The following is an 11,893-nucleotide window of genomic DNA, read 5'->3' on the forward strand; positions in this document are numbered from 1 at the left end:
CGGCCCCATGGTGCTCGAATGAAGAGGTGAACGAGGAGGAGCGAACAGAGGGCACACCTGTCGGACGGCGGGTGGTGCTCGGGATGCTCGGCCTCGGCGTGGCGGGGGTCGCCGTCGGAGCGTCCGTCCAGGACAGGGTGAGCCGGACCCTGGCGCCGGTAGGACCGATCGGGGATGTCCTACCGGCTGCCGGAGGGTTCCGCTATTACTCCGTTACCGACAGTGTGAAGCGGCACAGCGCCGCAACCCACCGCGTGGCCGTAAGCGGCCTCGTTGGCAGGCCCCAGGCGTTCCGGCTGGCCGATCTGGCGCGGCTTCCGCAGACCACCCTTGATCGCGACTTCCAGTGCGTGACGGGCTGGCGTGTGCCGGACGTGCACTGGGTCGGGGTCGCCCTGCCCGACCTGCTCGCCGCGGTCGGCGTGTCGCCGCAGGCCCGCGCCGTGCGGTTCACGTCGTTCGACGGTGTCTACACCGAGTCGCTGACACTTGAGCAGGCTCGCCGCAGGGACGTCCTGGTGGCGACCCAGATGGACGGTAAGCCGGTGTCACACGATCACGGCGGCCCGACACGGCTCTACGTGGCGCCCATGTACGGCTACAAGTCACTGAAGTGGCTCGGCGGCATCGAACTGACCGGCAAGGTGGAGCCCGGCTACTGGGAGAACCTCGGATACGACGTGGACGCTTGGGTGGGACGATCGAACGGGCGTGACGATGCGCCGACATGACCCGCCCGTGTGGCTGGTGCGGTTCACAAGGGCGGAACGGGCGATCCATCATGTGACCGCCCTACTGATGATCGCCTGCCTGCTGACCGCCGCGCTGCTCTACCTGCCGATGCTGTCGACGCTGGTCGGCCGCAGGGAGATGGTCAGGACGGTCCACGTGTGGTGCGGGTTCGCGTTGCCCATGCCGATCGTGCTGGGGCTGGTGTCCCGGGCGTTCAGGGCCGACCTCGGTCGGCTGAACAGGTTCGCTCCGCACGACTGGGAATGGCTCAAGCGCAGCGACCGGAGGGCCGTGCGGGACGGACGCGGGGTCCTGCCGGTGGGCAAGTTCAACGCCGGACAGAAGCTCAACGCCGCGTTCACGGCGGGCGCGATCCTCGTCATGCTCGGCACCGGCGAGATCATGACGTTCCCCGGACCGTGGGGCGACCGGTGGCGGACGGGCGCCACGTTCGTCCACGACTGGCTCTTCCTCGCCGTCCTCGTGGTGACGGCCGGGCACCTGTGGGAGGCGCTGCGGGACCGCGGCGCGCTCACCGGGATGCTGACCGGGCGGGTCGACCGCGACTGGGCGGCGCGCCATCACGCGGCCTGGGCCGACACCGCGCGGGCGCCTGGACGGCGGCCAGAAGAGGCCGGTCCAGAATTTGCCAAACGGCGTCCCGGCATGCCTTGACTCTCCCGGCAAAAGCGCTGGAATGGGACATCGAGGCGAGGCTCTCAACGGAAGCTTCCACCGGGCTCGGTCCGTGCCGCGCTTCGTCTCGGCCGGCGGCGTCCCCGCCCGCCGGAACCCCGTTTGGCGGAGGTGTGCGCAAGATGCCTGCACTGGCCGATCACCGAAACAAGACACGCGACGCACTTGAACAGCGACTTTGCGACGAGTTCGCTGCCTTTCCCTCGGACGCGGTTCAGCGGTGCGTGGCCGACGTCCAGGCATGTATGGCCCACCTAGGGCTGGAGGCAACGCCTGACAGGGTCGAACGGATGGCCCGTGAGCATCTCACCGGAATCATGAAATCGGAGCCGCCGTCCGGGCGGGGCTCCGGCGGAGGGGTGGACGGCTGAGCGGTCACCCGAACCGAGGTGCCGGCCAGCGCGGTCTTAGGCCGTGTCCTGGACATCGCCCGCGCGGGATCTGAGAGGCTAGAAGCGTGAGTCCCCGCAGCCGCAGCCGCTCCTCCGGGGACCCTGGCCGGGACGGCCCCACCCCCCCGGACGAGGTCTCGGCGATTTTCGACGGCATGCTCCACCACGCCCGCGAACTGCTCGCCGTGCGCAGCCCCCTGGACGCGGAGCTGATCGTCAGCGAGATCCTCGGTTCCTGGTGGGGGCACCGGGTACCGGACGGCGACGTCGAGGAGGTCATAGGCGAGGCGCTCGTCGACTACGCGGGAGCCCGCAGGACGCCGGCCGCGCTGGCGCTGCTCACCGGGATGGCCTACATGGGCACGCCCCGGCAGGCGGCCAAGGCCGAACGCGCGGCTCTGGAGCTGATGGCCGGCGGCGTCGCAAGGCCGGGGTGGGCCGACCACGTAGGGATGGTCGAGCCCGAAGGGTGCTTCGTCTCCAGGGACGTCTACGGCGACCAGGACTCCATCGTGTGCACCTACACCTACGGCGGCACCGAACGGCACGCCCTGGTCATCCTGGTCGACCGCGCCAAGGCCGGGGCCGTCCAGCCGTCGGGTGACCCGTTCGCCCCGGCGGGACGTCCGCCGGCGATCGGGATGGTCAGGGACGCGTGGGTCTCCTCCCGGGTCGACACGCTTCTCGACCATTGCCGCCGCGAGGGCCGCGACAACCCGCTCATGCGGTTCGAAGAACTCGACGCGCGCGACACCAAGGCGCTGTTGCAGAGCGCCCTTGACCTCACCGACGACATCGACGATCCGCCGGTGAACGAGAACTTCGGCTCCTACCACGCCTTCGTCCGCGCGCGCGTGGACATCCTCCCGCCGGGTGGACGGCTGCCCCAGCCGCCGGTGTACGGACGCGACAGGCGCGCGACGATGGCGGCCCGGTTCCTCGCCTCGGACGAGGCGGAGGGGCTGTCGGATCTTTCCGCGGCGAGCCGGTGCGTGGACCGGATCATCGACTACGGCTGCGCCCACGACTTCGGCCGGCCGCTGCGGGTCTCCCCGGTCAAGTGCGAGATGTTCCTGCTCGACTGGCTGCCGAGAAAGATTCTGCTATCCCCGACGGAACAGGAAGCGGTCCCTCACGTGCTGGCCGCCTGGGTCCGGTGGGCGGGCAAGCGCACCGGCCTCCCGGAGGAGGGCATCAGGGCCACGCTGGACGCGCTGTGGGACGCGACGGCGAAGTTCGCCGAGGCGTACCGCGATCCGGCCGCTTTCGGCCTCGACCCCGGCCTGGTCGCCCGGCTGCTGCCCGACGGCGACCTGGAGGCCCTCCCCCGCCGCGCGTTCGCCCTGCCCTTCCTGTCGGGCACCCACCGGCGGTCGGGGCGGCACGGGTTCATCAACCTGTCCAAACTCGATCCGGCCGATCCCGACGACCGCCGCGCCATCCTGGAGTTCGAGCACCCGGGCGCCGACGAAGCGCACCTCGACGCGCACGAACGCCTTGCGGAGAGGCTGTGGGACGGCCGGCCGACGCAGCTGTGGACCACCGCCCAGGCGCTGCTGGACGTCGGCTACGAACGCCATGAGATCCTGCACAGGCTCATCGGCGTCCTCGACCGCTCAGGGGAGGACGCCGACGCCCTCCGCGAGGCCCTGCGTGTGCTCCGTCACGAACCCCCGCCCGGGTGAACTCCCGGTTTGCGCGCGGCGGCCCCGGCGACAATCATCGGGACCCGGGCATGGTCTCGCGGGGTCCCCGGGGCCCGGGGGCCGGCCCCCGGTCGTAGGGAGTGATCTTGTTGGAGTGGTCCGAGTTCGCCCGGCGGCTGGGACGTGAGCTGGCGGGGCTCGAGCGCGACACCATCCTCATCGTGCGCGAACGGGACGAGAGCCGTCACTACGTCCAGGCCATGCGCGAGCCCGACCGGCTCTATGCCGAGGCGGTGAGCAACAACTTCCTCGACGGGCCGCTGCTGCTCACGCTCGCGGACGAGGAGGTCATGAGCGACGCCGGCTGGCGCCCGCCCGCCGACCCCGCCCCGCGCAACTGGTGGACGGAACTGCCCGAGGCGGGCGTCCCCGGCGGGCTGCTGAGCGTGACGGACGGCGACTACTCGCGGCTGGCCGGCGTGATGGTCACGGCCTTGCGGGACGTCCAGGGAGTCCGGCGCCCGTCCGACCTCGTGTACGAGTCGTTCCACCGGCATGGGACCGGCCTCATCGAGCTGCTCGACTTCGGCATCGATGTCGCCGACGCGTCCCGCGTGAACAAGCGGCGGGCCACCTCCGGCGGCACCCTCCCCGGAGCGAGTCCTCTTCCGGCCGTTCCGCCCCTGGCAGGCCCTCCGATGCCGCTGTCGGCGGAGGGGCTGCCCGACGCGGACGCCGAACTCCTAGAGCCCCGTCTGGCCGAGGCCAAGGCGAACGGCGACAACACCAGCTACTTCAGCCTGCTGGCCGATGCCGACCTGGTCCTACCGGCGACGGCCTCCGCCGTGGAGGACCCCGACCGCGCCGAACTCCCCACCATCACGATCGGCGGCGACACCTACGTCACGGTGTTCACCTCGCCTGGGGCACTGGCCCGCACCGGCGACCGGCATCCCGGCCTGTACCGCCGCACCTCGTTCGCCGGGCTGGCGTCGAGCTGGCCGGACCCGGCGTGGCGGGTGGCGATCAACTGGGGCCTGCCCAGCGAGGTGCTGCTCGACTCGTCCGTCCTAGGCCGGCTGACCGGCGGCCAGGACGTGCCGCCCACCACCGGGTTGGATGCGCCCAACCCGTACGGGACGGTCGACCCGCACGCGCTTTCGGGGCCGAACCCCGTCGCCGGTGGCTCGGTCCCCAGCATGAACGGCGCGGGTCCTGACCTGAACGGCTCGTTCCCTGGGGCGGACGGCCCCTACGACGACTCGCACACGGCGATCGACCCGTACAACGCCGCCGACTTGCAGGCTGCACTGGAGGCGGGCACCACCGAGCCGGAGACGCGCGAACCGGCATCGGCCGCTGCCCCTCCGCTGGGCGCGCCGACGGACAACCCGGCGAACAAGCCACAGAACGACCAACCCTGGGATGACCAACCTCGGAGCGACCAACCACCTGTCGGCCAACCACCGGTCGGCCAACCACCGGTCGGCCAGCCACTGGTCGGCCAGGCACCGAACGGCACGCCCGCCCCTGAGCGGCAGCCTGCGGGCGTCCCGATGCGGCTTCCCCATGGGACGCACCTCTGGCGGTCCACCGGTGGCGGTGACGAGACGCCCCTCGCGGTGTACGACGCCATCGGCGGCGTCTGGGCACAGGTAAGGGCCGACGCCGTTCCGGCTCCCTGGACCGAGTGACCGGCCGTTCGGCTACCGTCGATTACGGAATCCTCACCCCGCGAACGTGAAAGTGGATCCCGAGTGGACTGGAACGACTTCGCCAAACGGCTGACGCTGGAGCTTTCACGGCTGCCGGTCAAGTCGTTCCTCATCGTGCAAGGGCCGAGCGGACTCCCCTACGTCCAGGCGATGCGGTCGGAGGGCGTGCTGGACGCGGAGGCAGTCGGCAGCGCGTTCCTGCCCCGCCCGCTGGCCCCGCGGCAGGAGCGGCGCCTCAGGGCGCTCGGCTGGGAGCCGCCGGACGAGGAGGAGCGCAAGAACTGGTGGGATCGGTTCACCTGGCGCGACCGGGGCAGCCGTGCCTCCGCCGAGTACCTGGAGGCGTGCGCGCTGCTCGCCGGGCAGGTGGTCGGCGCCTTCCGGGACGTGTACCGGATCGAGTCCCCGCTCGAACTCGTCTACCAGGCGAGCAAGGCGGGACCGGACGGCGGGCCGCTGGCGCTGCCCGGCCTCGGCATCCCACTGGCCGTGCCCGAGGACGAAGGCCGCCGCACCGCGTCCTCGGCTCGCCCCGCCCGGCCCTCCGGCTCCGCTCTGGAGACCGCCCTCACCGACGCACGGGAACGCGGTGACCAGCACGGTTATCTGGAACTCCTCGCGCGCGCGGTCCTGTACCTGCCGTCGCCGGGCGAGCCGGGAGCGGCCGGGCACCAGTTCGCCACGGCCCAGTTCGGGGACGGCACGTTCGTCCTGGCGTTCACCTCGCCCGAGGCCATGGACCGTTCTCTGCAGGGCCAGGCCGTCCACCACCGCGAGGCTTCGCTGGCGGAGCTGTCCCGCCGCTGGCCGCATCCCGACTGGCAGCTCGCCGTCAACCCGGGGCTGCCCAGCGCCTGCTACCTGGACGCCAACGCGCTCCTGGAGCCCGAGACGCCCCGCACGCCCGCCGTGACCACGCCGCCGGTCCCCACGGACGTCCACGTGGCGGGCGCGTCGTCCCGCACCCGGACCCGCGGCGTCAAGCCGCCGCGCGCCGCCGCCGGCCGCCAGGCCGCCCCGAGGCCGCCGCAGAGCCCCGAACCGTCGCGGAGTCGAGCGGAGACACCCTCCGGCGCCGCTGCGTCGCCACAGGCGCCCACAGACCCGCGCGGCGGATCCGTCGCGCCGCGCCCGCCCGCCCGCGCGCCGCGCCCCCCGGCCCCGGCCGCACCGACCCCGCCAGCCGCACCGGCGCCCGCTCCTGCGCCGCCCGCACCGGCACCGCCCGCCACCGCGCCGCGGGTCCCCGCACCCGCGCAGCGCCCCGCGGCACCCGCCGGACGGCCGACCGCTCCCGCCGCACGGCCGACCGTCCCTACCGCCCGTCCCGAGGCTCCCGCCGCACGGCACCCGGCTCCGGCCGAACAGCCGCCGGCCCCCGTCCCCCGGCCACCTGCTCCAGCTGAACGGCCACCCGTTCCGGCCGAACGGCCACCGGCCCCTGCGGCGCGCACACCGGCCCCCGCGCAACTCCGGCCGGAGACCCCGGAGGCCCGGAAGACGCCGAGCGACCCGCACGGGCTCCCCGTCGCACCGCTGTACGGCCAGGGCAAGCGAGACACGACCGCCACCAGGCAGGAGAGGCTTCCCGCCGACCCGCAGGCGGGCGACCTGGGGTCCGAGGACGGAATCCGGGACCTGGCGTCCGAGGTCGTGGTGATGCAGAAGGTGGTGCGGCCCGAGCACGTGCAGCACTACCTGGAGGGCGGCTACGACCTGGTCGCCGGTTACGTCCACCGGTTGCAGGACGTTCAGGAGATCAGGTCCCCCGCGGCGATGATCCGGGCCCTCGGGCTCATGTACGAGGGGTCGCCCTACACGCACGCGGACGAGCAGATCTTCATGATCCGGTGGCCGGCGGTGAAACCGCCGCTGTTCCGCCGCCCGCTCGGCGGGATCGACGAGTGGAGCATGGGGATCATCCCGGGCGGATGGGTGATCGAGCGGGCGCCGTTCCCCGGGTCGGGGTACGCGCCGGGCGACGGTCCCGCCATCCCGGAGTTCAAGATCGAGAGTCAGCGGCTCCCGCACGGAGCCGAGCTGTACCGGCTGGACGTGCGCGGGGCGGAGACCCTCGTGGCGGCGTACGACGCCGATCTGCGCAGGTGGCTCGTCAAACTGCCGGGAGGACGGGGATGAGCATCCGGCACGGGTTCTACGCGGGCTGGCGCGGCGCCGAGTACGAGGCGAGCCCGGACGGCGAGCAGGTGCGGCTGTACGCCCGGCGGCACACCGACGGGTTCCGGCAGGTCTCGCCTGACCGGTACGTCCAGGTGGTGCCCCTGTCGGACGTCGATCGCGTCCAGTACGTGACCACGCACTGCACCTGGCGCGGCGAACCGTTCGTGGTGCTCGGCGAGCACGAGGGCTGGCTGCGCGTGGAGTACTGCGGCGGGAAGGCGCCGGTCGCCGAAGGGCTCGGACTGGAGCTGTTCGACCGCGGCGTGTACCAGGCGTGGGCGTCCAGGCACGAGGTCGAGGACCTGCACGAGGAGACCGTCTGAGCCCTCGGCCCGTGACGCGGGGCCCGTGACGCGGGATCTCTGAGGCGGGATCTCTGAGGCGGGATCTCTGAGGCGGGATCTGTGACGCGGGATCGGTGATAGGTCTTGGACATGGCGGTCATCGACATCAACGCGGACCTCGGCGAGGGGTTCGGCATCTGGGAGCTGGGCGACGACCTGGCGCTGCTCGACGTGATCACCAGCGCGAACGTGGCGTGCGGGTTCCACGCGGGCGACCCGCTGATCATGCGGCGGGTGTGCGCGGCGGCCGTCGAGCGGGGTGTGACGATCGGCGCGCAGGTGTCGTACCGGGATCTCGCTGGGTTCGGACGCCGCGAGATGGACGTCGCCTCACCCGAGCTGACCGCCGAGATCCTCTACCAGGTGGCCGCCCTGGACGGGATCGCGCGCGCTGAGGGCGGGCATGTCGCCTACGTCAAGCCGCACGGTGCGCTCTACAACAGGATCAGCCGTGACCCGGTGCAGGCGGGTGCGGTGGCCGAGGCCGTCCGGGCGTACGATCCGTCGCTGCCTTTGCTGACCCTTCCGGGCTCTGCGGTTTATGACGTCGCCGAAGGGCTCACTGTTGTCGCGGAATGTTTCGCCGACCGCGCCTACACGCCGTCTGGGGGGCTGGTGTCCCGCCGTGAGCCAGGGGCAGTCGTCCACGACGAGGAGGATGTCGTGCAGCGAGCCGTCAGGATGGCCGTCGACGGCACCGTTGTCGCGGTGGACGGCAGTGAGATCGCGCTTAAAGCCCGTTCTATCTGCGTGCACGGTGACACGCCGGGGGCAGTGTCCCTTGCGCGGTCCGTCCGTTCGGCGCTGTCCGGGGCGGGCGTCGCAGTGGAGCCGTTCGCGTGAAGGTGTTGCGGGCCGGTGACGCGGCCCTCCTCGTGGAGACGGGCGACCTGGCCACCGCGCATCGGCTCAACGCCGCCCTTCGGGACACCCCTCTGCCGGGGATCGTGGACGTCGTCCCAGGCGAGCAGACCGTTCTCGTGGTCGCCGACCCGTCCGCCGACCTGGACGGCCTCGCCGCGCGTCTGCCCCGTCTGCCGCTGCCGGACGATGTGGAGGGCGGCGCAGAGCCGGTGGAGATCCCCGTCGTCTACGACGGCGAGGATCTCGACGAGGTCGCCGGTCTCACGGGGTTGTCCCGGGAAGAGGTCGTCCGCCGGCATTCCGGGGGCGCCTACACGGTCGCCTATCTCGGCTTCTCCCCCGGCTTCGGTTACCTGACGGGCCTCGACCCCGTGCTGCACGTGGCACGCCGCGAATCGCCCCGGACGGCCGTGCCCGCCGGGTCGGTGGCGATCGCGGGACCGTACGCGGCCGTCTACCCGTCCCGGTCGCCGGGCGGATGGCGGCTGCTCGGGCGCAGCGGGCTGCGGCTGTGGGACGTCACGCGCGATCCGCCGTCGCTGCTGCGGCCTGGCACGCGCGTCCGCTTCGTCCCCGAGGAGCGTTCTTGATCGAGCCCGAGGAGCGTTCTTGATCGAGGTCATGCGACCCGGCCCGCTGGCGACCGTCCAGGACCTCGGCAGGCCCGGCCGGGCCCATCTCGGCGTCCCGCGGTCCGGCGCCGCCGACGCGCGCGCGTTGCGGCTGGCGAACCGGCTCGTCGGCAATCCCGAGGGCGCGGCGGGCGTGGAACTCACCTTCGGCGGCGCGGCGCTTCGGTTCCACAGGCACGCCTGGATCGCGGTCACGGGCGCGCCCGCCCCTCTTCGGATCGACGGCCGCGCCCACGGGACGAACGCGCCGTGCTTCGTGGCGGACGGCGCAGTGGTGGAGGTCGGAGCGCCTTCGGTGGGGCTCCGCAGCTATCTCGCCGTGCGAGGTGGTGTCGCGGTCGATCGCGTTCTTGGCAGCCGTTCGACCGACCTACTGTCCGGCTTGGGCCCGGCCGTGCTCTCACCGGGCGACCGTCTGCCGATCGGTTCCGCAAAGGACCTCGCTGACATCGGCGTGGACATCGCTGCCACACGGTCCATGCCGGAGACGCCACTACTGCGAGTCCTGCCCGGCCCACGCGACGACTGGTTCACAGACGACGCACTGGCCACGCTCACGTCCACGTTCTACGAGGTGTCGTCCGACAGCAACCGCGTAGGGATCCGGCTGGACGGGCCGGCTCTCGTACGCGTGCGCGACGGCGAGCTGGCCAGCGAGGGGATGGCCACGGGCTCGGTCCAGGTGCCGCCCAGCGGGCTGCCCATCATCTTCCTGGCCGACCATCCGACGACGGGCGGGTACCCCGTCATCGCGACCCTCGCGTCCGCCGCCGTCCCCGACGCGGCGCAGTTGCGTCCAGGGCAGAGGGTCCGCTTCCGCCTGTAGGTCAGCCGCCTCTAGGTCAGCGGTGCGGGGGCGGACCAGTCCAGGTGGGACACGTCGTTGAAGCCGCGGACGGACGTCAGCTCGCCGAGCCGCACCAGCCGGGAGATCGACGCGTTGTCCGGGGCGAGGAACGCGAACGGCCGGGCGCCGGACGCCGCGGCGAGCGCCTGCGCGATCACCCCGCCGTGGGTGAACACCGCGACGCGGCCGCCCGCGTGCGCCGCCGCGAGCCGGGTCAGGCTCTCCTCGACGCGAGCGGCGAACTCCGCTCCGCCCTCCGCGCCGGGGATGACGTCCCACCGTTCCTCGGCGAACATCCGCTGCGCCACCGGATCGTTCTCGGCGACCTTCCTGCGGAACAGGCCGCCCTCCCACTCTCCGAGGTGGACCTCGCGGAGGCCCACCTCGACGCGCGGCTCCAGGCCGAGGCGGCGGGCCAGCGGCGCCGCCGTCTCCGCGGTGCGGCGCAGGGACGTCACGTAGATCGCGTCGAGTTCCTCCTCCGCGAGCCGGTCGGCGACCCGCTCGGCCTGTTCCCGACCTTCGGGGGCGAGTTCGGGATCGGCGTGGCCGTCCACGAGCGGGAACGGCCGGTCGGCACGTGCCGGCGCCGAGGCGCCGTGCCTGATCAGAAGAAGCTCGGTCGCGCCGTCCGGCGCCTTGTACCGCGTCTGCCGGTACTCGACCGGCTCCTCCCGTTCGTCCACGGACCGCACCCTAAACGATCGATCCGGACCGGCCCCCGGGCGGGCCCCGCGTGGTCAGGACAGCAGCGAGGCGACGCGGTCGACCTCGTCCTTGAGCGGCCCGGCAGGGACGTCCTCGAACACGGTCACGGCGACACTGCCCGCCTGCGCCTCCCAGACGCCCGCCACACGGCCCTCATGCAGAACCACTGGGGAGATCCAGCCGGCCGTACGGCTCACCTTGGCACGATGCTCCGCCGGAACCAGGTAGGTCGATCCAGTACCCGCCCCCAAGACGTACTGGTCGAACGCACCCAGCAGCCGGACGGACGTACTGGGCGCGGTGGCGAGCAGTTCGTCACGATGCTCATCCAGTACGTACGCCTGGACGCCATCCACATCCACTGTGGACAGCCCGTCCTCAGCGGCCGCGAACCAGCTCCTGACGTCCTTCTTCCGGCTCGTCGTGCGCATCAGCCAGTTGTCGAACATGTCGGGGGTCGCGGGGCCGTGCGCGCCAAGGTACGCACGGAGGACGGTCCTGGCGGCCTCGTCCATCGGTGGCAGCCCCGTCCAGCCGGGGAGCCAGCGCTCCGGTGCCGTGAACGTGACTCGCGTGCCCTGCGCCGGGCCGTGACACAGCACGCCCCACCAGGCGAGCGGTTTGAGGAGGGTGCCCCAGCCGGAGCCCAGAACCTCGGCGAGATGCCGCGAGCCGGTCTCCTCCACCACAGCCTCGGTCAGCTCCTCACGGGTCAGCTCCTCACCCCCGGCCAAGGCGACCGTGGCCGCGTCGGCGAGGGCCTCCAGATCGGCGGGCGTAGCCCCGAAGTTCTTCTGCCAGCTGGGCTTTTCCCAGTTGCGCACCGTGGAGCACAACGCCAGGTAGGCGGCGGCCTCGTCAGCGGGCAGCAGATGCAGTGTGCCGCGCATGGCCCATGTCTTGACGAGGGTCCTTTCGTCCAACAGGGCCTTCGCTACAGCGCCGCGCTCCGGGGTCGCCTGACGCACCGCCACCGCGAGTTCCGCCGCCGAAGCCACCTGGGCCTGAAGCCCCGCCAGACGCCGCGTGATGTCCACCGCCGACGCGTCGCCCAGGGGGTCGATGTACTGCCGCCGCATGCGCCAGGCGAGAACCTGCGCCCACGTCACCGAGCTCATGCGCTGATTACATCGCAG

At 72.2% G+C, this 11,893-nt stretch carries 11 protein-coding genes; 9 read left to right on the plus strand and 2 right to left on the minus strand.

Annotation, left to right across the window (positions count from 1 at the left end):
- Positions 1-26 precede the first annotated feature (26 nt).
- From SM418_RS05960 to SM418_RS06000, 9 genes are all read left to right on the plus strand, one after another.
- Positions 27-731, plus strand: a complete 705-nt coding sequence (locus SM418_RS05960; protein ID WP_371939591.1) for a molybdopterin-dependent oxidoreductase — start codon at positions 27-29, stop codon at positions 729-731.
- Complete coding sequence (locus tag SM418_RS05965) at positions 718-1,407, plus strand: cytochrome b/b6 domain-containing protein (RefSeq protein WP_371939672.1); 690 nt, start codon at positions 718-720, stop codon at positions 1,405-1,407. Before SM418_RS05960 ends, SM418_RS05965 begins: the two co-directional genes overlap by 14 nt.
- Before the next feature lie 568 nt (positions 1,408-1,975).
- Positions 1,976-3,505: a hypothetical protein gene (locus SM418_RS05970; RefSeq protein ID WP_371939674.1), complete on the plus strand. Its 1,530-nt coding sequence runs from the start codon at positions 1,976-1,978 to the stop codon at positions 3,503-3,505.
- A gap of 107 nt (positions 3,506-3,612) precedes the next feature.
- Positions 3,613-5,160 (plus strand): TY-Chap domain-containing protein, encoded by a 1,548-nt coding sequence (locus SM418_RS05975; protein WP_371939592.1) that lies wholly within the window; start codon positions 3,613-3,615, stop codon positions 5,158-5,160.
- Between the two features lie 63 nt (positions 5,161-5,223).
- A complete protein-coding gene (locus SM418_RS05980) occupies positions 5,224-7,320 on the plus strand; it encodes an SseB family protein (RefSeq protein ID WP_371939593.1) in 2,097 nt (698 codons plus the stop codon).
- A complete protein-coding gene (locus SM418_RS05985; RefSeq protein ID WP_371939594.1) occupies positions 7,317-7,685 on the plus strand; it encodes a UCP033725 family protein in 369 nt (122 codons plus the stop codon). The genes SM418_RS05980 and SM418_RS05985 overlap by 4 nt, the downstream gene beginning before the upstream one ends.
- A 111-nt stretch (positions 7,686-7,796) precedes the next feature.
- Positions 7,797-8,549 carry a LamB/YcsF family protein gene (locus SM418_RS05990; protein WP_371939595.1) on the plus strand — a complete coding sequence of 251 codons (753 nt, stop codon included), beginning with the start codon at positions 7,797-7,799 and terminating at the stop codon, positions 8,547-8,549.
- The gene (pxpB, locus tag SM418_RS05995) at positions 8,546-9,160 is read left to right on the plus strand and encodes a 5-oxoprolinase subunit PxpB (RefSeq protein ID WP_371939596.1); all 615 of its coding nucleotides are present in this window, start codon (positions 8,546-8,548) and stop codon (positions 9,158-9,160) included. Before SM418_RS05990 ends, pxpB begins: the two co-directional genes overlap by 4 nt.
- Positions 9,161-9,179: 19 nt before the next feature.
- Positions 9,180-10,028 carry a 5-oxoprolinase subunit C family protein gene (locus SM418_RS06000; RefSeq protein WP_371939597.1) on the plus strand — a complete coding sequence of 283 codons (849 nt, stop codon included), beginning with the start codon at positions 9,180-9,182 and terminating at the stop codon, positions 10,026-10,028.
- Positions 10,029-10,039: 11 nt separating this feature from the next.
- Here the strand turns inward: SM418_RS06000 and SM418_RS06005 are convergent, their stop codons facing one another.
- Positions 10,040-10,735, minus strand: coding sequence for a histidine phosphatase family protein (locus SM418_RS06005; RefSeq protein ID WP_371939598.1), 696 nt, complete (start codon positions 10,733-10,735; stop codon positions 10,040-10,042).
- A gap of 54 nt (positions 10,736-10,789) precedes the next feature.
- Positions 10,790-11,875, minus strand: coding sequence for a winged helix DNA-binding domain-containing protein (locus SM418_RS06010; protein WP_371939599.1), 1,086 nt, complete (start codon positions 11,873-11,875; stop codon positions 10,790-10,792).
- Positions 11,876-11,893: the final 18 nt, after the last annotated feature.

The organism is Actinomadura chokoriensis, assembly GCF_041463665.1.
GTDB lineage: Bacteria > Actinomycetota > Actinomycetes > Streptosporangiales > Streptosporangiaceae > Spirillospora > Spirillospora chokoriensis_A.

What these genes read in the sequence shown, in the direction of transcription:
- SM418_RS06010 (WP_371939599.1), bottom strand. Translation starts at nt 11,875, where the DNA reads ATGAGCTCGGTGACGTGGGCGCAGGTTCTCGCCTGGCGCATGCGGCGG.
- SM418_RS05965 (WP_371939672.1), top strand. Translation starts at nt 718, where the DNA reads ATGCGCCGACATGACCCGCCCGTGTGGCTGGTGCGGTTCACAAGGGCG.
- SM418_RS05985 (WP_371939594.1), top strand. Translation starts at nt 7,317, where the DNA reads ATGAGCATCCGGCACGGGTTCTACGCGGGCTGGCGCGGCGCCGAGTAC.
- SM418_RS05990 (WP_371939595.1), top strand. Translation starts at nt 7,797, where the DNA reads ATGGCGGTCATCGACATCAACGCGGACCTCGGCGAGGGGTTCGGCATC.
- SM418_RS05970 (WP_371939674.1), top strand. Translation starts at nt 1,976, where the DNA reads ATGCTCCACCACGCCCGCGAACTGCTCGCCGTGCGCAGCCCCCTGGAC.